23 protein-coding genes and 1 riboswitch are annotated in these 26,651 nt (G+C 65.7%); of the genes, 20 read left to right on the top strand and 3 right to left on the bottom strand.

Features of this window, described 5'->3' with window-relative positions; genetic code table 11:
* Positions 1–2 precede the first annotated feature (2 nt).
* The 18 genes from ftsA (at position 3) to rplL (ending at position 20,458) form a co-directional block, all read left to right on the top strand.
* The gene (ftsA, locus tag H7692_RS04905; protein WP_201926351.1) at positions 3–1,259 is read left to right on the top strand and encodes a cell division protein FtsA; all 1,257 of its coding nucleotides are present in this window, start codon (positions 3–5) and stop codon (positions 1,257–1,259) included.
* Positions 1,260–1,412: 153 nt separating this feature from the next.
* Positions 1,413–2,879 (top strand): cell division protein FtsZ, encoded by a 1,467-nt coding sequence (gene ftsZ / locus H7692_RS04900; protein WP_222135762.1) that lies wholly within the window; start codon positions 1,413–1,415, stop codon positions 2,877–2,879.
* Positions 2,880–2,958: 79 nt separating this feature from the next.
* Positions 2,959–4,656 carry a tetratricopeptide repeat protein gene (locus tag H7692_RS04895; RefSeq protein ID WP_227339849.1) on the top strand — a complete coding sequence of 566 codons (1,698 nt, stop codon included), beginning with the start codon at positions 2,959–2,961 and terminating at the stop codon, positions 4,654–4,656.
* On the top strand, positions 4,653–5,825 hold the full coding sequence (locus H7692_RS04890; protein WP_222135763.1) for a deoxyguanosinetriphosphate triphosphohydrolase: 1,173 nt from the start codon (positions 4,653–4,655) through the stop codon (positions 5,823–5,825). The genes H7692_RS04895 and H7692_RS04890 overlap by 4 nt, the downstream gene beginning before the upstream one ends.
* On the top strand, positions 5,818–6,465 hold the full coding sequence (locus H7692_RS04885) for an NAD-dependent dehydratase (protein ID WP_222135764.1): 648 nt from the start codon (positions 5,818–5,820) through the stop codon (positions 6,463–6,465). The genes H7692_RS04890 and H7692_RS04885 overlap by 8 nt, the downstream gene beginning before the upstream one ends.
* A gap of 59 nt (positions 6,466–6,524) precedes the next feature.
* Positions 6,525–6,623, top strand: a riboswitch (glycine riboswitch).
* A gap of 158 nt (positions 6,624–6,781) precedes the next feature.
* Positions 6,782–7,912, top strand: coding sequence for a glycine cleavage system aminomethyltransferase GcvT (gene gcvT, locus H7692_RS04880; RefSeq protein WP_227339848.1), 1,131 nt, complete (start codon positions 6,782–6,784; stop codon positions 7,910–7,912).
* A 3-nt stretch (positions 7,913–7,915) separates the two neighbouring features.
* Positions 7,916–8,287, top strand: coding sequence for a glycine cleavage system protein GcvH (gcvH, locus tag H7692_RS04875; protein WP_222135766.1), 372 nt, complete (start codon positions 7,916–7,918; stop codon positions 8,285–8,287).
* Positions 8,288–8,327: 40 nt separating this feature from the next.
* The gene (locus tag H7692_RS04870; RefSeq protein ID WP_227339847.1) at positions 8,328–9,140 is read left to right on the top strand and encodes a glycosyltransferase; all 813 of its coding nucleotides are present in this window, start codon (positions 8,328–8,330) and stop codon (positions 9,138–9,140) included.
* 3 nt (positions 9,141–9,143) lie between these two features.
* Positions 9,144–10,502, top strand: coding sequence for an aminomethyl-transferring glycine dehydrogenase subunit GcvPA (gene gcvPA / locus H7692_RS04865; RefSeq protein WP_222135767.1), 1,359 nt, complete (start codon positions 9,144–9,146; stop codon positions 10,500–10,502).
* A complete protein-coding gene (gene gcvPB, locus H7692_RS04860) occupies positions 10,499–12,052 on the top strand; it encodes an aminomethyl-transferring glycine dehydrogenase subunit GcvPB (protein WP_222135768.1) in 1,554 nt (517 codons plus the stop codon). The genes gcvPA and gcvPB overlap by 4 nt, the downstream gene beginning before the upstream one ends.
* Before the next feature lie 101 nt (positions 12,053–12,153).
* On the top strand, positions 12,154–12,603 hold the full coding sequence (locus H7692_RS04855; protein WP_222135769.1) for an ABA4-like family protein: 450 nt from the start codon (positions 12,154–12,156) through the stop codon (positions 12,601–12,603).
* Positions 12,600–13,232, top strand: a complete 633-nt coding sequence (locus H7692_RS04850; RefSeq protein WP_222135770.1) for a DUF938 domain-containing protein — start codon at positions 12,600–12,602, stop codon at positions 13,230–13,232. Before H7692_RS04855 ends, H7692_RS04850 begins: the two co-directional genes overlap by 4 nt.
* Before the next feature lie 117 nt (positions 13,233–13,349).
* Positions 13,350–14,906 (top strand): fatty acid--CoA ligase, encoded by a 1,557-nt coding sequence (locus H7692_RS04845; protein ID WP_222135771.1) that lies wholly within the window; start codon positions 13,350–13,352, stop codon positions 14,904–14,906.
* Positions 14,907–15,236: 330 nt separating this feature from the next.
* The gene (locus H7692_RS04840; protein ID WP_222135772.1) at positions 15,237–16,634 is read left to right on the top strand and encodes an amino acid permease; all 1,398 of its coding nucleotides are present in this window, start codon (positions 15,237–15,239) and stop codon (positions 16,632–16,634) included.
* Between the two features lie 265 nt (positions 16,635–16,899).
* Positions 16,900–18,258 carry a glycosyltransferase gene (locus tag H7692_RS04835; RefSeq protein ID WP_222135773.1) on the top strand — a complete coding sequence of 453 codons (1,359 nt, stop codon included), beginning with the start codon at positions 16,900–16,902 and terminating at the stop codon, positions 18,256–18,258.
* Positions 18,255–19,172, top strand: coding sequence for a hypothetical protein (locus H7692_RS04830; RefSeq protein ID WP_222135774.1), 918 nt, complete (start codon positions 18,255–18,257; stop codon positions 19,170–19,172). The genes H7692_RS04835 and H7692_RS04830 overlap by 4 nt, the downstream gene beginning before the upstream one ends.
* 337 nt (positions 19,173–19,509) lie before the next feature.
* Positions 19,510–20,025: a 50S ribosomal protein L10 gene (gene rplJ / locus H7692_RS04825; RefSeq protein WP_201926320.1), complete on the top strand. Its 516-nt coding sequence runs from the start codon at positions 19,510–19,512 to the stop codon at positions 20,023–20,025.
* A 58-nt stretch (positions 20,026–20,083) separates the two neighbouring features.
* Positions 20,084–20,458: a 50S ribosomal protein L7/L12 gene (rplL, locus tag H7692_RS04820; RefSeq protein ID WP_201926318.1), complete on the top strand. Its 375-nt coding sequence runs from the start codon at positions 20,084–20,086 to the stop codon at positions 20,456–20,458.
* 99 nt (positions 20,459–20,557) lie between these two features.
* Here rplL and H7692_RS04815 read toward each other — a convergent pair whose 3' ends face one another.
* Positions 20,558–21,592, bottom strand: a complete 1,035-nt coding sequence (locus tag H7692_RS04815) for a hypothetical protein (protein ID WP_222135775.1) — start codon at positions 21,590–21,592, stop codon at positions 20,558–20,560.
* 139 nt (positions 21,593–21,731) lie between these two features.
* On the bottom strand, positions 21,732–23,255 hold the full coding sequence (locus tag H7692_RS04810) for a hypothetical protein (protein WP_222135776.1): 1,524 nt from the start codon (positions 23,253–23,255) through the stop codon (positions 21,732–21,734).
* A gap of 139 nt (positions 23,256–23,394) precedes the next feature.
* Here H7692_RS04810 and H7692_RS04805 point away from each other — a divergent pair, with 139 nt between their 5' ends.
* Together H7692_RS04805 and H7692_RS04800 are read left to right on the top strand one after the other, a co-directional pair.
* Positions 23,395–24,420: a phosphoribosylglycinamide synthetase gene (locus H7692_RS04805; RefSeq protein WP_201926313.1), complete on the top strand. Its 1,026-nt coding sequence runs from the start codon at positions 23,395–23,397 to the stop codon at positions 24,418–24,420.
* Complete coding sequence (locus H7692_RS04800) at positions 24,417–25,277, top strand: nucleotidyltransferase family protein (RefSeq protein ID WP_201926311.1); 861 nt, start codon at positions 24,417–24,419, stop codon at positions 25,275–25,277. The genes H7692_RS04805 and H7692_RS04800 overlap by 4 nt, the downstream gene beginning before the upstream one ends.
* Here H7692_RS04800 and H7692_RS04795 read toward each other — a convergent pair.
* Positions 25,198–26,640 carry a carotenoid oxygenase family protein gene (locus tag H7692_RS04795; RefSeq protein WP_222135777.1) on the bottom strand — a complete coding sequence of 481 codons (1,443 nt, stop codon included), beginning with the start codon at positions 26,638–26,640 and terminating at the stop codon, positions 25,198–25,200. The two genes, H7692_RS04800 and H7692_RS04795, sit on opposite strands and share 80 nt — an antisense overlap.
* Positions 26,641–26,651: the final 11 nt, after the last annotated feature.

The raw sequence follows: 26,651 nt of genomic DNA, 5'->3' as shown, positions 1-26,651 counted from the left end.
CAATGGCGCAGCCGCGCATAGAACGGATCATCACCGCGCTCGATGTCGGGTCGTGGAAGGTTTGCGCGCTGATCGCGGGGCAGTCGGCCGACGGTCAGCTCCACGTACTCGGCACCGGGCAGCGCGAAAGCCGCGGAGTCCAGCGCGGCTATGTCGCCGACATGGAACAGACCGAGCATGTCGTGCGCGAGGCGATCGAGCAGGCCGAACGTATCGCGGGCCTCAACATCGACGATGTGTGGGTCAGCTTTTCGGCGGGCAGCCTGCTCAGCGACGTTGCGCCGATCGAGAGCGAGCTCGGCGGGCACCGGATCGAGCAGGAGGATGTCGATGATCTCCTCGCCGCGGGCCGCGCAGGGATCGATCCCGAAGGCCGGATGATCCTCCACGCACAGCCCGCGCTCTACACGCTCGACGGGCTGACGGGGGTGAAGAATCCTATCGGTCTCCACGCTGACCGGCTGGGCGTCGATATCCATATCATCATGGCCGAGGGCGCGCCGGTGCGGAATCTGGAGTCCGCGGTGCGGCAGGCGCATCTCGACGTCAACGCGGTCGTCGCCTCGCCGATTGCCGCCGGGCTTGCGTGTTTGTCGGACGAAGAGCGCGACCTTGGCGTCGCGCTCGTCGAAATCGGCGCGGCGGTGACGACGGTGTCGCTTTATGCCGGCGGCATGCTCGTCGAGCTGGCGTCGCTTCCGTTCGGCGCGAGCGACATCACCGACGACATCGCTTCGGCCTTTGGTATCCGCCGCAGCCAGGCGCAGCGCCTGCAAAGCTTTTATGGTTCGGCGTCGGCCAGCCCGCGCGACAATGTCGAGGTGATCGAGCTCGATCCCGGCGCGCCTGCGGGCAGCGAATCGCCGCGCATCACCCGCGCGCAGCTTGTCGCGGTAATCCGCCAGCGGCTCGACGCGATGATGGGAGAGATTGGCAGGACACTGAAAGACCTGCATTTCGTCGGCCCGGTCGGGCGGCAAGTCGTGCTGGTGGGCGGCGGCGCCGACCTCAAGGGCCTCGCCGATTATACCCAAAGCGCGCTCGGTCGCGCCGCGCGTGTCGGACGACCGCGCGGCTTGCACGGGCTACCCGATGCACACGGCGGACCGGCTTTCGCCACGCTCGCGGGTCTGGTTCTTTACGCCGCATCGGACCCTGTTGACCTGCGCGACTTGCCGATGATGTCACAGGATGTCTATCGACCGAAAGGAAGCTCGATTCTCCATCGCCTTATGGCGGCACTCAAAAGCAGTTTTTAGGGCGCGGCTTGCCCGAAAGGTTAATTTTTTGGATGATTCCGGCGTCACAATAGTGCAATGCGGTAACGGAAAGCCGGATGACGGGACTGACGTCCGGACGGGTCGCAAAGTTGGGGAAGCGGCGCTGGTCCGCCGCTGCAGGGAGATTATTTGATGAGCATCAACATTGGCCCGCCGCAGGTCGACGAGCTGAAGCCGCGCATCGCGGTCATCGGCGTCGGCGGCGCGGGGGGCAATGCCATTGCGAACATGATCGCCGCCCGCGTCGAGGGCGTCGATTTCGTCGTGGCGAACACCGACGCGCAGGCGCTCAACGCCTCGGCCGCAGAGCGCCGCATCCAGCTCGGCACGCAGATCACCCAGGGTCTGGGCGCAGGTTCGCGCCCCGAAGTCGGGCGCGCGGCCGCCGAAGAAAGCATCACCCACGTCGAAGAGGCGCTGAACGGCGCGCATATGTGCTTTGTCGCGGCCGGCATGGGCGGCGGCACGGGCACCGGCGCGGCGCCGGTGATCGCGAAGGCAGCCCGCGACCGCGGTATCCTGACCGTCGGCGTCGTGACCAAGCCCTTCACCTTTGAAGGCCAGCGCCGGATGCGTTCGGCCGAAGCCGGCATCGCCGAGCTTCAGGAGCATGTCGACACGCTGATCGTCATTCCGAACCAGAATCTGTTCCTTGTCGCCAACCCGAACACCACCTTCAAAGAGGCCTTTTCGATGGCCGACGAGGTGCTGCAACAGGGCGTGCGCGGGATCACCGACCTGATGGTCATGCCCGGCCTCATCAACCTCGACTTTGCCGACGTGCGCAGCGTGATGCGCGAAATGGGCAAGGCGATGATGGGCACCGGCGAGGCCGAGGGCGATGGGCGCGCACTCGAAGCGGCGCAAAAGGCAATCGCCAACCCGCTACTCGACGGCGTGTCGATGGCAGGCGCGAAGGGCGTCATCATCTCGATCACCGGCGGCGAGGACATGCGCCTGATGGAAGTCGACGAAGCGGCGAACCATATTCGCGAACTCGTCGATCCCGATGCGAACATCATCTGGGGCAGCGCGTTCAACGACAATCTCGACGGCAAGATCCGCGTGTCGGTCGTCGCGACCGGCATCGACGGCAGTGGTGACGCCGCGACGCAGCCCGCTCCGGCTGCGCGTAGCTTCTCCTTTGCGCCGCGTCCGTCGCCCGCTTCGACGCCGGTGGCCGAGGAAGTCCTTGCCACCGAGGTCGAGGAAAGCCCGGTGGAAGAGCCGGTCGCCGAAAGCGATCCGACCCCCGGATTCTCGCTCGGCGGCGTCGCCGAACCGACCTCCGAGCCCGAGACGGCTCCCGAGGTTGCAGAGGAAGAGCCGATGGAATTGTCGCAGGTCGCCGCGACCTATGACGATACGGCCGACGAGCTGATACTTGGCGAACCCGAGGCGGCAGCGGTCGAAGCGCAGCCTGCTCCCGAAGCCGAACCGGCACCCGCGAGCGACGCTCCGGCGCGTTCGATCGGCGGCGGAACCTTGTTCGAACGCATGTCGCGGCTTTCGCGCGGCGGCGCTCCGGCCGATGCCGACGAAAACAAGGAGGACGGGGTCGATATTCCGCGCTTCCTGGGGCGGCAGAACAACCAGTAACAGGGCAATCGAACGGCCGCCCGCCGGGCACGGCAGGCCGGAAACGGGATGATTTGACGTGCCCTTGCGGCGACCGAACATGATGTCAGTTCCCCGGTACGCGCGGCGATGGGCCGTCGCGTCCGGGTTGCTGCTCGCTGCAACCAGCCATGCCGCGCCCGCGCTCGCGTGGCAGGTGACGCCGCCCGACGCCGCGACCAAGGCAGCGATGGACAAGCGGACGTCCGCGCGCGCCACGCTGGCGTCGGCGCTCGGCCGGATTGCCGCCAACGCCAATGACAGTACGGCGCTGCTCGACGCGGGTCGCGCGTCGATTGCGCTCGAGGATTATCGCGCGGCGCTCGGCTTTCTGCTGCGCGCTGAACGGGCGGCGCCGCGCGATGGGGCGGTCAAGGCGGCGCTCGGTTCGGCGATGGTCCATCTGGAAAATCCGACGCGTGCGCTCGATTATTTCGGCGAGGCGCAACTGCTGGGCGCACCCGAACGCACATTGCTCGCCGACCGGGGCCTGGCGCGCGATCTGCTGGGGCAACAGGATGCGGCGCAGCGCGACTATCAGCTCGCCTTGTCGATCGGCTCGGATGACGAGCTGGTGCGGCGCTATGCTCTGTCGCTCGGCATCAGCGGCGATATCGAGCGCGCCGTTCAGCTCCTCACGCCGCAGCTTCGCGCGCAAAATCGCGCGGCGTGGCGCTCGCGCGCGATGATCCTTGCGATGAACGGGCGCGACAAGGAGGCGACCGACATCGTCAATGCGACGATGCCCCCCGCGCTGGCGCAGGGGATTCTTCCCTACCTTGTCCAGATGGACCGGCTGAACCCCGCGCAACAGGCCGCGGCCGCGCACTTCGGACGCTTTCCGTCGGGCGAACTCGGCCCGCGCCGCGCCGCGGTGCAGGTTGCGGCGGCGACGCCCGCGCCGACTCCGGCGCCCGCAGCACGGCAACCCGCGCAATCGCGCCGCGACCGCACGAATCCGCCACCCGCGCGCACAGCAACCACAACAGCTCCGCCGACACGCGCCGCAACGAACAGCGCTCCCCCCGCACGGCCGATGCCAGCGCCGACTCCGGCGCCGACACCGACTCCCGTGCAAGTTGCGGCCGCCGTTCCCGTGCCGCCCTCGCCCGCACCGGCGCCCACTCCGACTCCTGTGCCTTCGCCGACACCGGCTGCGGCGCCGGTCGGCGTTGCGGTCAATCGCGACATGGGGCCCGTCGGTCCCGGCTTCTCGATTGCTGATGTCGGGCCGCAGCCCGCTCCCGCCGCTGCTTCGCCTGCGCCGCTCGCCTCGCTTGCCGAAATTGCGGGGTCGATCGAGATTCCGGCCGAGGAACTCGCGCGTCCGGACAATGCGCTCGGTGCCGATGTGCTCGCACGGCTTCAGGCCGACAAGCGCAAGGCCGAGGCTGCCGAGGCGGCGCGCCGGGAAAAGGAGGAAGCCGCAGCAAAAGCCAAGGCCGAAGCCGAGGCGAAGGCGAAGGAAGAAGCCGACCGCAAGAAGGCCAATCCCGCGCGCATATGGGTCCAGATTGCCACCGGCGCCAATCTGAAGGCGCTCGCCTTCGACTATAACCGCTTCGCCAAGCGCAATGCCGAGCTGTTCAAGGGCAAGTCGGGATCGACCGCCGAATGGGGACAGACGCGCCGCCTGCTCGTCGGGCCGTTCAAGGACCGCAAGACTGCGCAGGACTGGCTTGCCGACTATAAAAAGGCCGAGGGCGACGGCTTCCTCTTCAACAGCGAAGCGGGCGAGACCGTCGAGCCGATCCGATGACGACCGCCCGCTGCGCGAGCGACCCGGCCGCGACGCGGGGCCGCCGCCACGAAGAGGTCGGACGCGTCGTTCGCGGTCCGCGCGATGCCTTTCAGCGCGACCGCGACCGCATCATCCATTCGATCGCCTTTCGCCGCTTGCGCCACAAAACGCAGGTGTTTGTCTGCCCCGACGGCGACCATTACCGTGTCCGCCTGACCCACAGCATAGAGGTGGCGCAGATCGGCCGCGGCATCGCCCGCGCGCTGGGGCTCAATGAGGATTTGACCGAGGCGCTGTGCCTCGCGCACGACATCGGCCACCCGCCTTTCGGCCATGCGGGCGAGGCCGCGCTGAAGGCCGCGATGCAGGCGCATGGCGGCTTCGACCACAATGGCCATACGCTCCGCACGCTTGCGCGGCTCGAATGTCCCTATCCGCGTTTCGACGGGCTCAATCTGACGTGGGAGACGCTGGAGGGGCTGGCGAAGCACAATGGCCCCGCGCGGCATCCCGGCTGGGCGCTCGCCGATATCGATGCCGACTTTCCGCTCGACCTTGCGAGCCACGCGAGCCTCGAGGCGCAGATTGCGGCAGTCGCCGACGACATCGCCTATGATAACCACGACATCGACGACGGGCTGCGCGCCGGATTGCTGGGCCTCGACCAGCTGATGGAACAGCCCTTTGTCGCTGCCAATTTCCGGGCGGTCGAAGCGCGGTTTCCGGGCGCGCCGCGCGACCGGTTGCTGCGCGAACTGGTGCGCGACCAGATTGGCGTGATGGTCAACGATGTGATCGCCGCCACCGCCGCCAACGTCGCCGACGCGGGCGCTGCGTCGGTGGACGAGGTGCGCGCGGCGGGCCGCACGCTCGGCGGCTTTTCGCGCGATCTTGCTGCGAAGGAGCGCGATCTCAAGCGCTTCATGTACGCCAACCTCTACCACCATCCGTCGCAGCTCGCCGCTGCGGAGGGCGCGCGCTGCGTCATCGCGCGGCTTTTCGATGCCTATCTGGCCGACCCGTCCTTGATGGGTGAGGATTGGTCGTCGCGCGTCCCCGGCGATGAGGGCGCGACAATCCGGCACATTGGAGACTATATTGCGGGAATGACCGACCGTTTCGCCATTGACCGCTATGCGGAGATTTTCGGGCGCGTCGACGTGCCGGAGGCGCTCGCGCATGTCTGAGGCGCTGCTCGTCGGGGCCACCGGGCTTGTCGGCGGGCGCGTGATCGACAGCGCGGGCGACCTTGGGCTGACGATCCTTTCACGCCGCGCGATTGCCGATGTGCCGCCGCAGCATCGTGCGATCGTCGCGCCGACTGCCGATTGGCCCGGCATCATCGCGGCAGAGCGCCCGCGCGCGCTGATCTCCTGTCTCGGCACCACGATCCGGCAGGCGGGATCGCAGGCGGCCTTTCGTGCGGTCGATGTCGACCTGATCCTCGCCGCCGCGCATGCCGCCAAAGAGGCGGGGGCGCGGCAGATGATCGCCGTGAGTTCGGTCGGCGCGTCGCCGCGCGGCGGCAATTTCTACCTCCGCACCAAGGGACAGACCGAGGAGGGCCTGCACGCTCTCGGGTTCGACCGGCTCGATATTGTCCGCCCAGGGCTGCTTCGCGGCGACCGCGGCGGGATCAAGCGGTTCGGCGAGACGATTGCGCTGATGGTCGCGCCGGTCACCGACGCAATGCTCCACGGCGGCCTCCGCCGCTACCGTTCGATCGCCGCCGCGACCGTCGCGCGCGCCATCGTCGCACTCGCGCGGGAAGGCGGCACCGGGGTCCATATTCACGAAAACGACGCGATCCGCGCGCTCGCCGATTGACTCCGCTTCAGGGCAGCGCCAAGGCTCGACCGTCCGCTGCGTCCTTTATCGAGGATTCGGCCGGCCGCGCGGGAGAGCGCGGGGGCGGTACGCCGCGCCTCGCCACCGAAGGAGCAACCGCCCCGGAAACTCTCAGGTCAACGGACCGCGCGGACGATTGGACACTCTGGAAAGCGCCCCGGCATGATGTCGAGGCCACCGAAGGGGTAACCCCATGATAGCATGGGGGAAAACTCTCAGGTTCCCGTGACAGAGGGGGCATGGCGAAGGAACGGCACCGGGCCGCGCCGCGTCATGTCAACGACGGGAGGCCGATATGAGCGAAACCGAAGACTTGATCGAAGAGGTGGCGACCGAGACGTTGCCGCTCGACGCATGGCACCGCGCAAAGGGCGGACGCATGGTCGAATTCGCCGGATACTGGATGCCGATCCAATATGAAGGCATCATGGCCGAACATCTGTGGGTCCGCGAAAATGCGGGCCTGTTCGATGTCAGCCACATGGGGCAGCTGCTGATTTCGGGCGACGGCGCCGCCGCGGCGCTCGAAACGCTCGTCCCCGGTGACATTTCGGCGCTGAAGCCCGGACGGATGCGTTATTCGCTACTGCTAGCCGAAGATGGCGGCATCCTCGACGACTTGATGATCACCAACGAAGGGGACCAATTCGGCATCGTCGTCAACGGCGCGGTGAAGTGGGAAGATATCGGGCACCTGCGCGAAAATCTGCCCGACCATATCACCCTTAATCATAATGAGGATTACGGCCTGTTGGCGCTGCAAGGACCGAAAGCGGTCGATGCGCTGTCGCGGCTCGTCCCCGAAGCCGCTGGTCTCGTCTTCATGCAGGCTACGCGCGCGACATGGCAGGGCCATGCGATCGGCATCAGCCGCTCGGGCTATACGGGCGAGGACGGGTTCGAGATTTCGCTGCCCAACGCAGCGCTCGAAGCCTTTGCCGCCGCGCTGTGCGCGATGGACGAGGTGAAGCCCATCGGGCTCGGCGCGCGCGACAGCCTGCGGCTCGAAGCTGGCTTGCCGCTTTACGGACATGACCTCGACGAGACAATCGATCCGGTCGAGGGCGACCTCTGCTTTGCGATCAGCAAGCGCCGCCGCGAGGAAGGCGGATTTCCGGGCGCCGCGCGCATCCTCGGCCATCTGGGGCAGGGGAGCGCGCGCAAGCGCGTAGGGCTGCTGATCGACGGGAAAATGCCGGTCCGCGAAGGCGCCAAGCTCTTCGACGGCAACACCGAAGTCGGCGTCGTGACATCGGGTGGCTTCGCCCCCAGCGTCGGCGCGCCGATCGCGATGGGCTATGTCCCGACCGGCCTGTCCGAGCCGGGGACGCCGGTCGCGGCCGAAGTTCGTGGCAAGCGTGTGGCGTGCACCGTTACCGCCATGCCGTTCGTTCCACATCGTTACGTGCGCAAACAGGGAGGCTGATCGATGCCGCGCTATTTTACCGAAGAGCATGAATGGATCGACGTCGATGGCGACGTCGCGACGGTCGGCATCACCGACTTCGCGCAGGGCCAGCTCGGCGACATCGTTTTCGTCGAGGTGCCCGACACCGGCGCCGAACTCAGCCAGGGCGGCGACGCTGCGGTCGTCGAGTCGGTGAAGGCGGCAAGCGACGTCTATGCACCCGTCGATGGCGTGGTGACCGAGGGCAATGCCGCGCTCGAGGAAGATCCGGCACTAGTCAACTCGGACCCCGAAGGCGAAGGCTGGTTCTTCCGCATGACATTGAGCGACAAGAGCCAACTCGACGGACTGATGAACGCGCAGGCGTACAAGGACTTCTGCGACGATCTGTGATTCAGCGGGCCCCTCCCGCCAGCGGGAGGGGGGAGATGACGTGACCAGCACCGACGCCGCCCTTGCCAACTGCCGCCTGATGGTGGCGACGCCCATTTATGAAGGGGCGCAGGGCAGCTATGTCCGCGCCGCTCTCGCGCTTGCACTGCAGGCGCAGGCGATGGGCGTTTCGGTGCGGTTCGAGTTCATCCTGTACCAGCCCGACGTCACGCGAGCGCGCAACGTGCTGAGCGCGATGTTCCTCGCCAGCGATTGTACGCATTTGCTGTTCGTGGACGCCGATATTGATTTCGTGGCCGACGATATATTCTCGATGCTGCACGCGATGTCGGCGCGACCCAAATGCGCCGTACTGGGAGCTGCCTGCCCGCGCCGGATGATAAATTGGGATGCCGTCGCGCGGGCCGCCGCATCGGGTATGCCGACGAGTGACCTCGCGCGCTATGCGGGGGAGTTTGCACTCCAGTTCGTCGACCCGACCCAGCGTTTTGCGCTCGGCGAGCCCGTCGAGCTTGTGCGGGTCGGAACCGGATTGATGCTGATCCGCCGCGACGTGCTCGAAACACTGCGGACCAACGGCGCCGATCTGGCGTTCCGTCCCGACCCGGCGGAACGGCAGGCGCACGCGATCGGGGAGGAGGCGCACGCCTTCTTTGCCCCCGTCATTGATCCCGAAAGCAAGGCGCTGCTGTCCGAAGACTATGGGTTTTGCCGCCGGGTGCGCGATGCTGGCTTTCGGATCTGGCTCGCGCCCTGGGTGCGCACCACCCACAGCGGGCCGATGATTTTCCAGGGGTCGATCCCCGACCTCGCGCAGCTTGCGGCTGTAAATTCAATTCCTTCTGCGGAGTAGTTCATGCGTTACCTCCCTTTGACCGCTGACGACCGGGCCGCAATGCTTGCTGCCGTCGGCGCTTCGTCGATCGACGATCTGTTCGCCGACGTCCCGCCCGAAGCGCGGCTCGACGGGCCGATTGCGGGCCTGCCGCTCCACGCCAGCGAGATTGCGGTCGAACGCCATATGCGCCGTCTTTCGAAGCAGAATCTGGCCGCCGCCGATGCGCCCTTTTTCCTTGGAGCGGGCGCCTATCGCCACCATATCCCCGCGAGCGTCGACCATCTGATCCAGCGCGGCGAGTTCCTGACCGCCTATACGCCGTACCAGCCCGAAATCGCGCAGGGCACACTCCAGATGCTCTTCGAATTCCAGAGCCAGGTCGCGCGGCTGTTCGGCACCGACGTCGCCAATGCGTCGATGTACGATGGCTCGACCGCCTGCTGGGAAGCGATCGTGATGGCGCGGCGCATCACCAAGCGGAGCAAGGCGCTGCTCTCGACGGGCCTCCACCCGCATTATCGCAGCGTCGCGCGCACGATGGCGAAATATACGCGCGACATGCTCGTCGATGGCGACCCGACCCTCGAAGCCGGAACCGACTGGGCCGCGCTCGCGGCGGCGGTCGACAAGGAGACGAGCTGCGTCGTCGTCCAATATCCCGACATTCTGGGCCGCATCGATGACATGTCGTCGCTGGCCGGAGCTTGTCAGGCGAATGGCGCGCTGCTGATCGCGGTCGTGACCGAGCCTGTCGCGCTCGGCCTTATCAAATCGCCCGGCGAAATGGGCGCCGACATTGTAGTGGGCGAGGGGCAGGCAATCGGCGTCGGGCTCCAGTTCGGCGGACCTTATGTCGGCCTGTTCGCCTGCAAGTCGAAATATGTCCGCCAGATGCCGGGGCGCCTTTGCGGCGAGACGGTCGACGCCAACGGCAAGCGCGGCTTCGTTCTCACCCTCTCGACGCGCGAACAGCATATCCGCCGCGAGAAGGCGACGAGCAACATCTGCACCAATTCAGGGCTTTGTGCGCTGGCATTCAGCATTCACATGACCTTGCTCGGCGAGGCAGGGCTGCGCCAACTCGCCGCGATCAATCATGGTCGGGCGAAGGCGGCGGCGGCAGAGCTTGCCAATATCCCCGGCGTGTCGGTGATGAACGACAGCTATTTCAACGAGTTCACGCTGCGGCTCCCCACCGACGCGCGCGCGACGGTGCACAAGCTCGCTGAAAAGGGCGTCCTCGGCGGCGTTTCGCTCGGACGCCTCTATCCCGACAACGACGCGCTCGCGAACGGGCTGATCGTTGCGGTGACCGAGACCGTGACCGAGGACGATATCGCCGCCTTTGCCGCGGCGCTGAAGGAGGTGCTGGCATGACCGCGCTCAACCCCGCCGGCTGGCGTCCCGAAATGTCTGTGCCAGGCGGCGCCGACGATAGCGCCACCTTCACCGGCAACCGCGCGCTGATGCTTGAAGAACCGCTGATCTTCGAAATTGGGTCGACCGAAACCACCGGCGTCGATTTCGACGAGGATGCACCGGCCGCCGATCCGGGGTCGCTGATGCGCAGCGCGCCCATCGGCCTGCCGGGGCTCAGCGAGTCCGAAACGGTACGCCACTATACGCGCCTGTCGCGCCAGAATTATGCCATCGACCTCGGCCTCTTCCCGCTCGGAAGCTGCACGATGAAGCACAACCCGCGTCTCAACGAAAAGGTCGCGCGGATGCCGGGCTTTGCGGACGTCCACCCGCTCCAGCCGCAGGAAACGGTGCAGGGCGCACTCGCGGTCATCAACGAACTCGCTTTCTGGTTGATCGAGCTCACCGGCATGTATGGCGTCGCCATGTCGCCCAAGGCGGGCGCGCATGGCGAGCTGTGCGGCATCCTCTGCATCAAGGCGGCGCTCGAAGCACGCGGCGAGGACCGGCGCGTGCTGCTCGTTCCTGAAAGCGCGCACGGCACCAACCCCGCGACCGCGGCCTTCGCGGGCTTCACCGTCGAGGATATTCCGGCGACCAAGGAAGGCCGCGTCGATCTGGAAGCGCTGAAGGCGCGGCTCGGGCCCGATGTCGCGGGGGTGATGATCACCAATCCCAACACCTGCGGCCTGTTCGAGCGCGACATGAAGGCGATTTCGGACGCGGTCCATGCGGTCGGCGGCTATGTCTATTGCGACGGCGCCAACTTCAACGCGATCGTCGGCAAGGTGCGCCCCGGCGACCTTGGCATCGATGCGATGCACATCAACCTGCACAAGACCTTTTCGACCCCGCACGGCGGGGGCGGGCCGGGTTCGGGTCCGGTCGTGCTGTCGGAAGCGCTCGCTCCCTATGGCCCGATCCCCTATGCGGCGCGCTACGCCGACGGCTCGCTCAAGCTGGTCGAGGAGGAAAGCGCGGGCGCCGAGCATCCCGAAACCTTCGGGCGCATGACCGCTTTCCACGGCCAGATGGGCATGTTCACCCGCGCGCTCGCCTATATCCTCAGCCACGGTGCCGACGGGTTGAAGCAGGTCGCCGAAGATGCGGTGCTCAACGCCAATTATGTGCTGCGTAGCCTCGAGGATGTGCTCGACGCGCCCTTCGGACCGTCGGGGCCGTGCATGCACGAGGCGCTGTTTACCGACGAGGGGCTCGCCGAGGGCTTTACGACGCTGGACATCGCCAAGGCGCTGATCGACGAAGGCTATCACCCGATGACCGTCTATTTCCCGCTCGTCGTCCATGGCGCGATGCTGATCGAACCGACCGAGACCGAGTCGAAGGCGGTGCTCGACCAGTTCATCGGCGCGCTGCGTAGCGTCGCGCTGCGCGCCAAGAACGGCGACCCCGCGCTCAAGGCAGCACCGCATTTCGCGCCGCGCGCGCGGCTCGACGAAACGCTTGCGGCGCGCAAGCCCGTGCTGGCGTGGGAAGGTGACCTATAATCCATCGTCATCCCGGCGAAGGCCCGGATCTCGCCGGTGCGTCACGATTATAGGATGAGATCCCGGCCTTCGCCGAGATGACGGATAAAGGGGAGGGTGTGATGAGCTGGGACAGCCTGTTTCTATTGGCGAATTATTGGGCCATCGCGGCGTGGATCGCGCTTGCCTTTCTGCCGCGTGGGCCGAAGACGCTGGCGCTCATCCTCTATCTCGGCGTCGCGCTGCTCTGCCTCGCCTACACCATATTGATCGCGGGCTTCCTCACAGGCGCGATTAATCCCGGCAGCGAAACCGGTGGCAGCTTCACCTCGCTTGCAGGCGTGATGAAACTGTTCGACACCCCCGGCGGGACGACCCTCGGCTGGGTCCATTATCTTGCGTTCGACCTGTTTGTCGGCATGTGGATCGCGCGCGACGCCGACCAGAAGGGCTTCAGCCGCATTGCGCAATTCCCCTTCCTGTTCCTGACGCTGATGGTCGGCCCGGTCGGGCTGCTCGCCTGGCTGGTCGTGCGCGAGCGCCGCGCGCGCAAGCTTGCGAAAGCCAAGTGACCGATCCCTGGACTGCGGCCGACGGCGGCGGGGAAGCCAAGCGTCACGCGCCCGCGACGCTGCGCAACCGTGAGGCGATTGCGACGGTCCTCGCCGACTGGCTCCCCCCTGCGGGGCGCGTGCTCGAGGTCGCGAGCGGGTCGGGCGAGCATGTCGTCCATTTCGCCGCCGCCTTCCCGCTTCTCGACTGGCAACCGAGCGACCCCGATCCCGACGCGCTGACCTCGATAGCCGCGTGGAGCGGCGAGGCGGCACACGCCAACATTGCGCCGCCGCTCTGTCTCGACGCCGCTGCGGGCGGCTGGCCGATCGGCTATGCCGACGCGCTGCTGTGCATCAACATGGTGCATATCAGCCCGTGGGAGGCAACGCTGGGGCTGTTCGCTGGCGGCGCGCGCCTGCTGAGGTCAGGCGCGCCGTTGATCCTCTATGGCGCCTATGTCGAGCCTGACGTACCGACGGCACCGAGCAACCTGACCTTCGACGCCAATTTGCGCGCGCGCAATCCCGCCTGGGGGCTGCGCAATCTGGATGAAGTCAAGGCGGCGGCAGCCGATGCGGGCTTCCTATTCGCCGAACGCCGCGCGATGCCCGCGAACAATCTGATGCTGCTTTTCCGCCGGTCGTGACCGGCCGCCGCGGCTGGCACTCGTAACAGGTCGGGGTAATCGCGGCTTTACCGAACGCGCGCTTCGGCTAGCCTCTCCGCAAATCGTGCATGAATGACACGATTCGGGGAGAGTGAAATGGCGAGCGACGTGGCCGATATTCTGACGTTCGACGGATTTCTGTCGCATTGGGCACAGGAGCGCGGTGACAGGACCGCGATGCGCGAGGAGGATCGCAGCTACAGCCATGCCGAACTCGACGCGCTGACGCGCAAGGTCGCCTCGGCTTTGATTGCGGCGGGCGTGCAGAAGGGCGAACGGATCGCGTGGATCGGCAAGAACAGCGATCTTTACTTCATCCTGTTCTATGGCGCCGCACGCGCGGGGATCGTGATGGCGCCGATCGGCTGGCGGCTGTCGCCCGCCGAATGGGCGTTCATCGTCAACGATACGCGCGCCAGGCTGGTGTTCGCTGGCCCCGGCTTTGAGGATCTCGCCGAAAAGCTCGCCGGACGGCTCGACCATGACCCGCAGATCGTCACCGCCGGCGCGGCGCGTGCGATGATCGACGCCGCAACGCCGCGCGATTTCGATGCCTCGGGACCCGACGACGCGGTGCTCCAGCTCTACACGTCGGGAACCACCGGCAATCCCAAGGGCGCAGTGCTGTCGAACCGCAACCTCTTCGCGCTCCGCCGCCATTCGGACGACCTCGACCTTCCCTATACCAAATGGGACGATGACGAGGCGGTGCTCGTCGCAATGCCCTGCGCGCATATCGGGGGGACGGGGCTGGGCATCATGGCGCTTGCCGCGGGGATTCCGGGCATCATCCTCGCCGAATTCAACCCCGACGGCGTGTTCGATGCGGTCGAAAAACATGGCGTGACGCGCTTTTTCATGGTGCCCGCGGCGCTCCACATGCTGCTGATGCACCCGCGCTGCGCGAGCGTCGATTACAGCCGCCTCAGATATATCCTCTATGGCGCCGCACCAATGCCGCTCGAATTGCTGCGCCAGTGCATCAAGATGTTCGGGGCGCAGTTCATCCAGGCCTATGGGATGACCGAGACGACGGGAACGATCTGCATGCTCCCGCCCGAGGACCACGACCCCGAAGGCAATGCGCGGATGCGTTCGGCGGGAAAGCCGCTCCCCGGTGTCGAAATCCGCATCCTCGGTCCGGATGGACGGCATTGTGCGGTGGGCGAGGTCGGCGAAGTCGTCACCCGCTCGTCGAACAATATGATCGGTTACTGGAACCTCCCCGACGCGACCGCGCGGACGATGGAGGACGGCTGGATACGCACCGGCGACGCGGGCTATCTCGACGCCGACGGCTATCTCTTCATCCACGACCGGATGAAGGACATGATCATCACCGGCGGCGAAAATGTCTATCCGGCCGAGGTCGAGAGCGCCATCTTCGGCCATCCCGCGGTGCAGGAGGTCGCAGTGTTCGGCGTCCCCGACGAAAAATGGGGCGAGGCCGTCAAGGCCGCGGTCGTGGCCAAGCCGGGCGAGACGGTCGACGAGGCCGCAATCATCGCCTGGGCACGCGAACGCATCGCCCCCTTCAAATGCCCGCGCAGCGTCGATGTGATTGCGGCGTTGCCGCGGAATGCGAGCGGCAAGATCCTGCGCAAGGACCTGCGCGCGCCCTATTGGGAAGGGCACGAACGGATGGTGAATTGACCGGGGGCGAACGACTGGTTGCAGCAGGAAAGCGCTTTTGACAGGGAGTTGGGGCGGGTTTCGGCCGAAAAGTGACATTGACAGTATCGTCACCCCGGACTTGATCCGGGGTCCCGCTCAGCAGCGCCATCGAACCGGGACCCCGGGTCAAGCCCGGGGTGACGAGGGTGTTATTGAATGTCCGCTCCCCACCCCCAAGCCGCCATTCGTCATTTGAAGCCGCCTTGGCACATTGACGCCCTCATCGCCACCGCCAGCCCCCGCATTGCCCATCTTGCGCTGGCGCCACACCCCCTTACAAGCGGCGCAAAGCGATAAGGGGAGCCCCAGATGACCGATAGCCTGCTGCGCCGCAAATCCGTGCTTCCGGAAACGCAGGAGGGGAGCGGACTCGCACGCACGCTTGGCTGGCCGCATCTGATCGCGCTCGGCGTGGGGGCGATCGTCGGCACCGGGATATTGACGCTGATCGGCGTCGGCGCCGACAAGGCGGGGCCGGCGGTGATCCTGTCCTTTGCCGTCGCAGGGCTGATCTGCGCCTGCGCCGCGCTCGCCTATGCCGAAATGGCGACGATGATTCCCGCGTCGGGCAGCGCCTATACCTATAGCTATGTCGTGATCGGGGAGATCGTCGCCTGGGTCGTCGGGTGGAGCCTGATCCTCGAATATTCGCTGGTGGTGAGCGCGGTCGCGGTCGGATGGTCGGGCTATGCCGCGCCGCTGCTGCAAAGCTGGGCGGGGGTGCCCATGGCGTTGATGCAGGGGCCGGAACTGGGCGGTATCGTCAACCTGCCGGCGATCGGGATTATCGCGGTCGTTGCGGCCATGCTGCTGTACGGCACGCGCGAAAGCGCGACCGTCAACGCGATCCTCGTCGTCGTGAAAGTCGTCGCGCTCGCCGTGTTCGTAGCGGTGGCGCTGCCCGCGTTCGATGCGGCGAACCTCGAACCGTTCAGCCCCTATGGCTTTGCCAAACATATGGGCCCTGACGGGGTCGAGCGCGGGGTGATGGCGGCAGCGGCGATCATCTTTTTCGCCTTTTACGGCTTCGACGCCATCGCGACGGCGGCCGAAGAGACGAAGAACCCCGACCGCGACCTCAAGATCGGGATTGTCGGATCGATGCTCGCCTGTGTCGTCATCTATATCCTCGTCGCGGTCGCGGCGGTGGGTGCGGTCGTCTATAGCCGGTTCGCGAACAGCCCCGAACCGCTCGCGCTGATCCTCCGCCAGCTCGGTCAGCCGCTCGCGGCGCAATATCTGGCGGTGTCGGCGGTCATTGCGCTGCCGACCGTGATTTTGGCCTTTTTCTATGGCCAGAGCCGCATCTTCTTCACCATGGCGCGCGACGGGCTGCTCCCGCAGAGCCTTGCGCGCGTGTCGGCGCGCGGGACGCCGGTGCGGATCACCATCTTTACCGCGATTGTCGTTGCGATCCTCGCCGGTTTCATTCCGCTCGGCGAACTTGCCGCGCTCGCCAATGCAGGCACGCTCGCGGCCTTTACTGCAGTGTCAATCTGCATGCTCATCCTGCGGCGCCGCGCGCCCGATGCGCCGCGCACCTTCCGCACGCCGCTGCCGTGGGTCGTCGGCGGCATCGCGGTGTTCGGCTGTATCTATCTGTTCGTAAGCCTGCCGGTGAAGACGCAGATATGGTTCGCCGTCTGGAACGTCGCGGGGATCGGTGTCTATTTCCTCTATGCCCGCCGGAACGCCGTCGCCCTATGAGGGGTGCAAGGCCACGAATCGTCCGAGTTTAGGGTTAATTTCATCGTAAGGATATTCGGCTAGCTGTCGGTGTCGCAGCGAAACGCCCGATGTGCGTGCTGCACATGGGACCGAAATTATGGGGACTGGCCGCGCCAGAGACACGGTTCGTCATGACCCGGGGTCTCTTAATCAGCTTCGTAAACCGTTTTCGCGGACGGGCGAGGGCAATCTCGCCGCGAGGCAGCGCGCTCGTCAGCGGCCGCCGGTTGTGAAGCGAGAGTCCGTGAGCCATTCTGCGCAAAAGAGGGACGACGCCCGGCGCATCTATCTGTCGGTACGTGCCAAATTCATGCTTGCACTGGGCATTGCGATCGCGTGGACAAGTTTCAGCGTCGTGCTCTCGCAGCGCTGGATGGCCGAACTCGCCGCGGTGACGAGCTGGACTTTCGCGCTGATTGCCATCGGCTTCATCGCCTATGTGCCGGGTTTCATGAATGCCTTTCTGATCGCGACCCTTGCGCTCGACCGGCGTCCGCCGGTGGAAAAACTGCCGCGAAAACTGCCGGGCGTGACCATTCTTGTCGCCGCTTATAACGAAGCGGCGGCGATCCGCGATACGCTGACCAGCCTGTCGCGGCAGGATTATCGTGGTCCGCTCGAGGTGCTGGTGCTCAACGACGGATCGACCGACGATACGGCTGCCATCGTGCGCGAGCTGCTCAAAACGCTCGCCATCCCCAAAAAGGCGAAGTTCGAGCTGCTCGACTTCCCGGTCAACCGCGGAAAATCGGCGGCGCTAAACGACGGGCTACGCGCCTCGTCGCACGGCCTTGTCATCACGATCGACGGCGACTGCTGGGTCAAGCGAAACGGTGTGGCGCGGATCGTCGGGCGCTATCTTTCGGACCCCGATGATACGGCGGCAATCGCCGGTGCCGTGATGGTCCGCAATTCGCGGGCGAACCTGCTCACCCGCGCGCAGGAATGGGACTATTTCCACGGCATTGCCGCGGTGAAGCGCATGCAGGGCATGTATCATGGCACGCTCGTCGCGCAGGGGGCCTTTTCGCTCTATCGCCGCGACGCGCTCGATGAAGTCGGGGGCTGGCCCGAGTGCGTCGGCGAGGACATCGTCGTATCGTGGGCATTGCTCGCTCGCGGCTATCGCATCGGCTATGCCGACAGCGCGCTGGCTTTTACCAACGTCCCCGAAGGGTTCCGGCAGTTTGCATTGCAACGCAAGCGCTGGTCGCGCGGATTGATGGAAGCGTTCAAGGCGCATTGGGAATTGCTGTTCAAACGCCGGATGACGACGCTGTTCATCTGGTGGAACGTGACCTTCCTGCCGCTCGACCTTGTTTACAGCTTTGTCTTTATTCCAGGTCTGGTGCTCGCGGTTTTTGGCCATTTCTATATCGCCGGACCATTGACGCTGGCAGTGTTGCCGCTCGCGGCGCTGTGGAACGTCGTCATCTTTCGCATCCAGCGCAACGTGTACGAGAATGAGGATCTGAAAGTGCGGCACAACCCCGCCGGCTTCCTCTTTTACGCGCTCGTCTACAGCCTGATCATGCAGCCGGTTTGCGTGTGGGGCTATCTCGCCGAAATCATCGGGATGAAGAAAAAATGGGATACCAAGTGAAACCGCTGTTCGTCGTAGCGCTGTGGTTGGCGGCGTCCCCTGTCGCGGCGCAGGAAACCGACGCAAATGACGCAGGGTCCGGCAAGCGTGCGGCGGGGATCGACTTCTTTGCTTCGACCGATGCCGATCAAACCGACGTCTTTCGCGCCGGGGTCAATTTCGACGTCGAGCACCAGGACCAGCGGAATTATCTGGGCCTGCGCTACGAAAAGGCATGGTATCGCCCGTTGGGACAGGCGACAGTCGACAAGGATCGGCTTTTCGTGCGCGCGGCGGATTCCAGCGGTCCTTGGAACTGGAGCGCGCAGGTCGGCACCGACGGTGACACCGTCATCGGCGCCGCAACGATTCACGACGATGCGCGCTTTCGAAAAGAGTTTTTCATCGAACGCGACATTGTCGAAACGCCGCGAGGGGTGAGCGACGGCATCTATTACACCTTCGTCGGCGGCGCGATCGATCTTCCCGCCGACGATCGGAACAATTTCACCCTGGTTGCCGGGGCGCAGGAGTTCACGGGCAAGAATGTCCGGCTGCATGCGCGCGCCAATTATGTGCATGTCGTAAAGCCCGAACTGGGCCTCAGTGCACAGCTGCGCGCCCGCTATTTCCACAGCACGCGTCCTCGCGAGTTCGATTATTATTCGCCGCGCTGGTATGTGCAGATATTGCCGGTCGCGCAGATGCGCCGATACAGCGGCGGCTGGCGCTATATGATCGCGGGCGGTGTCGGGGCGCAGCGCGATGCGGTGTCCGATTGGCGCGCATCCTATTACGCGGGGGCCGAGGTGACGAGCCCCGAGGTTGGACGCGACTGGTATCTGAAGGCCAGTGCGCTTTACAACAATATCCCGCAGAACAGCGGCGCTTATGACTATGGGCAGTTCTCGATAGCGCTCACCCGCGCATTTTAGGCGGTTCGCGCGGCCGCAGCTGCGGTCATCGCTTGACTCTGCGGGCATTGCCGCTATGAGCGCCCGCGTGTTGTCGCGGGTTCGCCCACGACAATTCCGTCCGAGACAGTTGGTGAAGGGGATTTGCCCTTCTTAATTTCCAGCCGAGACGGGGAACAGTCTTTTATCGGTCGCCCGCCTGGAATGTTCAGGTGACGCGGCTTGACCGACCCCTTCGGACATCGTTGCGCGAATGACAGACGGGATTCGTCCCATGTCGGTTGTTCGCGTGTGTTAGTCGCCCGGCGGCGCGTGCCCTTGCGGCGCGGGCGTCCGGGCAGATGAGTGGAGTATAGGCATGGATCGTACGGAAAAGGCCGAAGCCGTATCCTCGCTGAACGCTACGCTGGCAAATGCCGCCTCGGTTGTGGTCGTCCGCAACCTTGGCATGACCGTCGCCCAGTCGACGGTGCTGCGCCAGCAAATGCGCGATGCAGGGGCCGACTTTCGCGTCACGAAGAACCGTCTTGCCAAAATCGCGCTCGACGGCACGACCTACACCGGCATCGGCGATCTGCTGACCGGTCCCACGGCCCTCGCCACCTCGACCGATCCGGTCGCGGCGGCAAAGATCGCCGTGGATTTTGCCAAGACCAACGACAAGCTTGAGATCGTTGGTGGCGGCATGGGCGACGTGGTGCTCGACGTGGATGGCGTGAAGGCGCTTGCTTCGCTTCCCTCGCTCGACGAGCTGCGTGCCAAGATCATTGGTCTGGTACAGGCTCCGGCTACCAAGGTTGCTCAGATTGCAGCAGCACCGGCTGGGCAGTTGGCGCGGGTTTTTGGCGCATATGCCGCCAAAGAAGCAGCATAATTTCGATTTGAACTGAAACCTGTTGCCGGGTGCATCCCGGCTTTGATGGAGAATTAAAATGGCTGATCTTGCAAAGATCGTTGACGACCTGTCGGCGCTGACCGTTCTGGAAGCTGCCGAGCTTTCGAAGCTGCTCGAAGAAAAGTGGGGCGTTTCGGCTGCCGCTGCTGTTGCGGCTGCTCCGGCTGCTGGCGGCCCCGCCGCTCCGGCTGCTGAAGAAAAGGACGAGTTCGACGTCATCCTGACGGGCGACGGTGGTCAGAAGATCAACGTCATCAAGGAAGTCCGCGCGATCACCGGCCTGGGTCTTGGCGAAGCCAAGGCGCTCGTCGAAGGCGCGCCGAAGCCGATCAAGGAAGGCGTGAACAAGGCCGAAGCCGAAGAGCTGAAGAAGAAGCTCGAAGCTGCTGGCGCGACCGTCGAACTGAAGTAATTCGGTTCGCGGCCGACGGGTAACCGTCGGTACGCGTTTGCCAAAAGAAAAGGGCGGTGCCGCGAGGCGTCGCCCTTTTTCTATGGGCTTCGGGGAAGGTCAGCTTCGATACCAGCCAGGGCGCAGGCTGCCCGGATGACCCTTGGCCGGGGCAGGGCGATGGACTTCCTGTTCGGCGGCGGCCGGGACAGGGCGCTGCGAGATTTCCCAGGCACTGGCGGGAGTTCGGCGAACCTCCTTCTGCGCGGCGAGCGTCTGTTCATATTGCAGGCGCTCGCGGCGATCGAGGAAGCGCGCGCGCTTGAGCCGCATCTTCAGTGTCGCGAACGGATTGTCGGGCGTCGGCCCGGCGAGCGCCATCGCTTCGTGGCGCCCCATACTTCCGTGCGGAGCCGCGGCGAAGGCAGGCGCTGTCGCGAACGCGGGCGCCTTTGCCATTTGCGGGGCGCGATCCATTGCGGGCGTTGGCGCCTGCTCAGGCGGTGTCTCGATGGGGGCATCGTTCTCGGCGGTCCTCTCGACCGATGCCGTTTTTCGGCGTCGCGCGAGGGCAAGGCCCGCACCGCCGACCAGCAGCAATGCTGCGGCGCCAGCGGCGATCTCCCACGGAAAATCATTGGCAGGCGTCGCCGCCGGGGGTGCGTCCGCCGCGGGCGCTGCGGCGGCCGGAAGGGGTGCCACCATCGCCGGATCGGCCGCGGCCGTCTCGCTTGCAGTCGCACTTGTCATCGCGGCTTCGGCGCGCTCCGGCGCGGGAGCGGCTGCGGGCGTGGGTTCGCTCGGCTGCGCGGGTCGTGCGGTTCGCGTCCGCGTGGCCGGAGCAGCGGTCGCGGCGCTTTCGCGCGCTGCGGGGGCGGGCTCGGCCGCCGGTTCGGGCGCGATGTCGAGCGGCACGCGGATCACCGCGGCAGGAGCGACGGGGGCGGTCGTCGGCGGCGTGACCGTCGGTGCCGTCGGCACCGGGTCGGCAACCGGCGGGGGCGAGGTTGCGGGCGGGACGGCTACAGGCGACGTCATCGGCATTGTGGGCACGGTCGTCGGCGCTTCCTGCGCCAGCGCGGCGGGGGTGGACAGGGCCAGGAACGCGGCAATCGCGCTCGAGGCGGGGCGGGAGAGGGCGATTTTCTTCAACATAGTGAAGGACAAACGTGCGTCCGGGCGAAAGTGCTGCCCGTTTCGGGCGATTCCGCGACGAACCGTTGCCGACGAACGGCTGGCCGACCCGCCGCCGATCCGCCGCATTACGGTTGGAACGCGGGTTTTCAGCCGATTTTCAGCCGAGCGGTTCGGGTTGCCTGCTACAGAGCGCGGTTGACGCCGCCGCCGAGATGGCCGCGCCGACCAGCGCCATGTCGTTGTCGAGCCGCGTATCGAGCGCCGGCCCTTTCAAGGCCGAAAGTTCGGCGATCAGCGGCATCGAAAGCGACAGGCGCAGCGTCCCCGCCATCGCGCCGCCGGGGAGTCGGTGTGTCTTGACCGGTTGGCCGATCCTGATCTCGCGCCCCAGCCACTGGCGCGCATTGCGGGCGATGAGGGCGTGCATCGCCTTGGCGGTGTCGAAATCGCACCGGGGCCAACGCGAGGCGAGGTCGATCGTGACGAGCGTGTCGGCCGCAAGGCATCCGGCCTTGCCCGCGCCCGGCACGCACGCGAGTTCGAGCCGCGTCATCATCTTGCCGACATGCGTGCCGAAGGCGGCAATGACATCTGTTAGACGTTCGGCAGGAAGCGCCGCAAAGCGTTCGATCTCGATCTGTGCCGCCTGGAGGCGCAGCAGAAGGCCGAAATTGCCGAGCGCCGGGAGGCAATCGGCGCCCGGCCAGTCGGCGGGCCATTCGGCGCGCGTCGCAAGGCGGCGGAAGCCTGCGGGGAGCGGCAGCGCCCGGCCGCGCACCGCCGCGGGCACGAGCGCAAAGCCGCTGAACGGCGGGCCGCCCGCAAATTTCGAGCCGGTCATCAGCACGACGCATCCCGCTTCGAGATAGCGGCGCACGACGGCGGGCGAGACGCGCAGCTGGCAGGCGTCGACGACGACGGTCATCGCTTCGCCATGCGCCGCAACCAGCCGTTCGACGTCGTCGATTGCCGGCAAAGTCAGCCCCGACTTCGATCCGTGGACGACATGGACGACCGCGCGCCGGCCATCGGCAGCGGCTTTATCGACCTGTTGCGACAGGTCGGCCGCAATGTCGGGCGAACTGCGCGGTTGCCCGCTCGCGTCGCGGACCGCGACGTCGACCAAAACCGTCGCGGCGAAAGCCGGATCTATCGCCGATTGCGCGACGACGCGCGCACCCGTGGCGGTTTCGTCGGCGAAAAAACGGCCCGCCGCGCTGTGAATGCACCCGCTTCCGACCTCGTCGCGACCGAGGAGGATGGCGGTCAGCGGGCGCCCGTCATGCGCGGCTGCCAGCCCAACATATTCCAGATCGGTGCCGGAGGCGGCGAATATGACTGCGGTATCGGCCAAGGGGCCGGCGAGGCCGAAATATTCGCCGAACTGGACGCGCAGAAGGGCAAGGCCTTCGGCATAGTCGGCGGCGCCCACCGGCCGACCGAAGCGACCGCTCCAGCGGCGGTCGAGCATGTCGAAGGCGTGCTGCGAAATGCTGCTGATCGTCGACGAGCCATAGGCCAGCGCGTCCGTCGGCAAAATGCTCGCAAAATATTGATTACGCCCGTCGGTATCAGGCCGGATGCGCGCGTCACCGCCGCTGGCGAGCGCGGCCGCCAGCCGCGCCGTGCTGCGCCCACGACCATCACTGCCAAGGTCGAACGCACCGGAATTGAGCAGCATCGGGGAGGCATCCTGTCGGCAAGTGGGGCGTTGCAGGATTAGGATGCCAAGATGACAATGTTTTGGCGTTTTGGTTTCAATGCCGTCATCGAACGGTCATCGCTCTGCAACCCAATTGTGGTGAAGGCGTCGCATGAAAATGAGCAACCTGACCCCGACCCGCCTCCCGGCCTCGCTGCGCGACACGCGGCGCCTGCTATTCGTTGCCAAACATGCGCGATGGGAAGGCGGCCTGCATCCCGAGGATGGCAATCACGCCGTCTATCACCGCGAGACGCGGCAGATCCTAGAGGGTCTGGGGATGCCGCTGAGCGTCGCCGACAGCTATGCCGCGCTCTTCGACCAGCCCGACGCCGATTTCGTCTTCCCGCTGCTCAACCGCGGCGGGTTCTTCAACTCCGAAATGTTGCTGCCGCTGCTCTGCAACCGGCTCGGCCTTCCCTATGTGGGGGCATCGCCGATCGTGCGCGGGCTGTCGGACGACAAGCATCTCACCAAGCTGGAAGCGGCGGCGCGCGGCATTCCCACCGCGCCCTGGGCGCTGTTCCGCCGCGGCGCGCCGGTCGATGTGTCGCGATGCCCGCCCGCGAAGCGCTGGGTAATCAAGCCGAACAACAGCTCGGCATCCTGGGGTATTCGCGACGCCCATGACCGCGCGGAGCTCGCGCAGGCGATTGCCGAGGTGCAGGCGCTCGACCATGACGCGATCGTCGAGCCTTTCATCGAAGGTAGCGATGTCGAAGTACCCGTCATCACGATTGGCGGCGGGCCCGCGATGCTCCCGATGATGATATTCGAACAGGCCGACCCCAGCCATTTGCGCACCTATCAGGAGAAGCGCGACCTCGTCGACCGCAGCGCCAAATACAGCCTGAAGCTGTTCGACGACGACGGGCTGCGCGACCGGATCGTCGCCTATACGCAGCAAATGGCCGCGGTTTTCCAGCCGTTCGACTATGGCCGCTTTGAGTTTCGGGTCGATTTCGCACGCGGCGAAGTTCGCCTGCTCGAAGTCAATTTGAACTGCAACCTCTGGTCCGAAAAGGTCTTTGGCCGCGCCGCCGTCGCCGCCGGATTCAGCCAGGCCGACCTGATCGAAACGATCGTCGCCGAAAGCATGATCCGGCAATTTGGTGCCGCTGGCGTGCGGAAGGTCGCGGCATGACGGGATCGATCCTCATCCTCGCCGGCCGCCGCCCCGGCGCGACCGATCCGCTGGCCGAGGCTGCCGGCGTCGGCGACAAATGCCTCGTACCCGTTGCCGGTCGCGCGATGATTGCGCATGTGCTCGAAAGCGCGGCCGCGAGCCGCGCCGAGCGGGTTTTCATATCAACGCACCATGACCGCTTGCTCGACGACATTGCCGATCCGGTCATCGACCGGCTCGGCGAGCGGCTGACGCTGGTCGCGGCGGCCGACAATTTGGCCGACTCGGTCCTCGCCATCGCCGAACGGGCGCGCTTTCCATTGCTCGTCACCACCGCCGACAATTGCCTGCTCACGCCCGAGACGATTGAGGAAATCGCCGCCGAGGCCGCAAGGCTGGGCGCCGAGGCCGGCGTCGCGTTGGCGCGGCGCGAAGATGTGCTTGCGGTCCACCCTGAAGGACAGCGGCGCTTCTATGAGTTTTCGGACGTGGCAGTTTCGAACTGCAACGCCTATTGGATCGGAAGTCGCAGCGCGCTCAAGGCCGCCGAAGCATTTCGCGGCGGCGGGCAATTCGTCAAGAAGCCGATCCGCGTGCTGCAGGCATTCGGCCTCATCAACCTCCTCCGCTTCCGCTTCGGGCTCGGCCCGATCCATCACATATTTCAGCGTATCTCGCGCCGTTTGAAAGTCGAAATCGCCCCGCTGCTCGTAAGCAACGGGGCGACGGCGATCGATGTCGATAACGAACGGTCGCTGCGCGTGACCGAAGCGCTGATGACGAGGGGCGTCGGCGTCAGTCGGCGACCCAGTTGCCGTGAAATCCCGGCGGAACCCGGTGCGGCAGATGAACGACCGCTTGCGGTGACCCGGTAAAATCGTCGGCATCGAGGATGACGAGGTCGGTCGTTTCGTCATTCATGTTGACGACGAGCCCGATCAGCCAGCCATCATCCTCCGCACCGCTTTCGCTGCGCGGAACGAAAACAAACTCGCCGGGGTGGCGGCCGGGACCGAAATCATGCACCGCGGTTTCGCCGCGTTCGAGGTCGTGGCGGAACAGCCGCGTATCGGCGAGCGCCCATTCGAGGCTTTCGCCGTCGGGGATCGCCACCGAATAGATATAACGATAGGGTCTTGTCGTCAGCCGCTCGTCGTAGCGCGGGAATTCCTGCGCATGATCGTGGATGACGGTGCGCGTCGTCGTGCCCGCGGCGGCATCGATCGTCCAGCGTTCCATCCGCGATTTGTGGCTGTCGGGGCCGCGCTTTGATTCGGCGAACATGGTTTCGTGCGCGACGACGTCGACGATCACCTTGCCGTCTGCGGCTTCATGGGCGTTGGCGGGGTGAAAGACATAGCAGGGATCGACTGGCACCCAGGCGATGCTGTCGCCGCTTCCGCCGCGCGGCAACAGGCCGACGCGCGCCGGATGCGCCTTGTTCCACGCATAGGGGAAGGGATAGCCCGCGAGCAGCATCTTCATCGAGAATGTCACCGGCAGGTCGAACACGAGCACATGATTTTCGGTGATTGCACAGTCGTGGATCGACGGCCCGTCGCTCACCGCGATTGCCTCTTCGCGAACGACATGGGCCTGGCTGTCGAGTACGACGTGCCAGACACGGTTGGGTTCGTCGCCACGATAAGTGATCGCGTGCGTTTCGTCGGTGAAAGGGTCGTGGTGCGGGTGTGCCGTATAGGCGCCGACAAGCGTCCCGTCGAACGGGTTGTGCGCAATCGTGTCGAGTTCATAGCCAAGCTCGACGGGCTTCCCGCCCGCCTCGACGATAGCGAAGGTCCGACCGTCGAGGCCGACGACGTTCGTGTTGGGCGCGTCATTTCGTTCGATGCGCGGGCCGGGCGGCACCTCTTCGCCCAACGCGGCGCACGCTTCGCTGCCGCGAACCCAGCGGTTGCGGTACCAATCGGCCTTTCCGTCGGCGATCCGCACGCCGTGGACCATGCCGACCCCGGTGAACCAGTGATAGCTCGCCGGATCGGGTGCGATCGCGGGATTGGGGCCGTTGCGCAAATAGCGACCGGTCAGGCCGACGGGGATCTCGCCGTCAACGCGAAGCGCTTCCAGCGTCACCTCTTCCTCCATCGGCTTGTGGATACCGGTCAGGAAGGGATGGGCGTCGGTCGGGCGAGGGAGACGCTTGCGATTGAAATCGGCGATTTTGCCAATTCCTTTGACGACCGCGCTGCGGATCAGGGTTTCGACATTGCTCGCCATTCTTAAGCTCC

The sequence above is a fragment of the Sphingopyxis sp. P8 genome (assembly GCF_020622175.1).
GTDB classification, from domain to species: Bacteria; Pseudomonadota; Alphaproteobacteria; order Sphingomonadales; family Sphingomonadaceae; genus Sphingopyxis; species Sphingopyxis jiangsuensis.
This window is presented reverse-complemented; position numbering and strand designations above follow the sequence as displayed.

What these genes read in the sequence shown, in the direction of transcription:
- H7692_RS04885 (WP_222135764.1), top strand. Translation starts at nt 5,818, where the DNA reads ATGTCTGAGGCGCTGCTCGTCGGGGCCACCGGGCTTGTCGGCGGGCGC.
- H7692_RS04895 (WP_227339849.1), top strand. Translation starts at nt 2,959, where the DNA reads ATGATGTCAGTTCCCCGGTACGCGCGGCGATGGGCCGTCGCGTCCGGG.
- H7692_RS04805 (WP_201926313.1), top strand. Translation starts at nt 23,395, where the DNA reads ATGAGCAACCTGACCCCGACCCGCCTCCCGGCCTCGCTGCGCGACACG.
- H7692_RS04855 (WP_222135769.1), top strand. Translation starts at nt 12,154, where the DNA reads ATGAGCTGGGACAGCCTGTTTCTATTGGCGAATTATTGGGCCATCGCG.
- H7692_RS04840 (WP_222135772.1), top strand. Translation starts at nt 15,237, where the DNA reads ATGACCGATAGCCTGCTGCGCCGCAAATCCGTGCTTCCGGAAACGCAG.
- H7692_RS04815 (WP_222135775.1), bottom strand. Translation starts at nt 21,592, where the DNA reads ATGTTGAAGAAAATCGCCCTCTCCCGCCCCGCCTCGAGCGCGATTGCC.
- gcvPB (WP_222135768.1), top strand. Translation starts at nt 10,499, where the DNA reads ATGACCGCGCTCAACCCCGCCGGCTGGCGTCCCGAAATGTCTGTGCCA.
- H7692_RS04800 (WP_201926311.1), top strand. Translation starts at nt 24,417, where the DNA reads ATGACGGGATCGATCCTCATCCTCGCCGGCCGCCGCCCCGGCGCGACC.
- rplJ (WP_201926320.1), top strand. Translation starts at nt 19,510, where the DNA reads ATGGATCGTACGGAAAAGGCCGAAGCCGTATCCTCGCTGAACGCTACG.
- H7692_RS04795 (WP_222135777.1), bottom strand. Translation starts at nt 26,640, where the DNA reads ATGGCGAGCAATGTCGAAACCCTGATCCGCAGCGCGGTCGTCAAAGGA.
- gcvH (WP_222135766.1), top strand. Translation starts at nt 7,916, where the DNA reads ATGCCGCGCTATTTTACCGAAGAGCATGAATGGATCGACGTCGATGGC.
- H7692_RS04845 (WP_222135771.1), top strand. Translation starts at nt 13,350, where the DNA reads ATGGCGAGCGACGTGGCCGATATTCTGACGTTCGACGGATTTCTGTCG.
- H7692_RS04890 (WP_222135763.1), top strand. Translation starts at nt 4,653, where the DNA reads ATGACGACCGCCCGCTGCGCGAGCGACCCGGCCGCGACGCGGGGCCGC.
- ftsA (WP_201926351.1), top strand. Translation starts at nt 3, where the DNA reads ATGGCGCAGCCGCGCATAGAACGGATCATCACCGCGCTCGATGTCGGG.
- ftsZ (WP_222135762.1), top strand. Translation starts at nt 1,413, where the DNA reads ATGAGCATCAACATTGGCCCGCCGCAGGTCGACGAGCTGAAGCCGCGC.
- H7692_RS04810 (WP_222135776.1), bottom strand. Translation starts at nt 23,255, where the DNA reads ATGCTGCTCAATTCCGGTGCGTTCGACCTTGGCAGTGATGGTCGTGGG.
- gcvPA (WP_222135767.1), top strand. Translation starts at nt 9,144, where the DNA reads ATGCGTTACCTCCCTTTGACCGCTGACGACCGGGCCGCAATGCTTGCT.
- rplL (WP_201926318.1), top strand. Translation starts at nt 20,084, where the DNA reads ATGGCTGATCTTGCAAAGATCGTTGACGACCTGTCGGCGCTGACCGTT.
- gcvT (WP_227339848.1), top strand. Translation starts at nt 6,782, where the DNA reads ATGAGCGAAACCGAAGACTTGATCGAAGAGGTGGCGACCGAGACGTTG.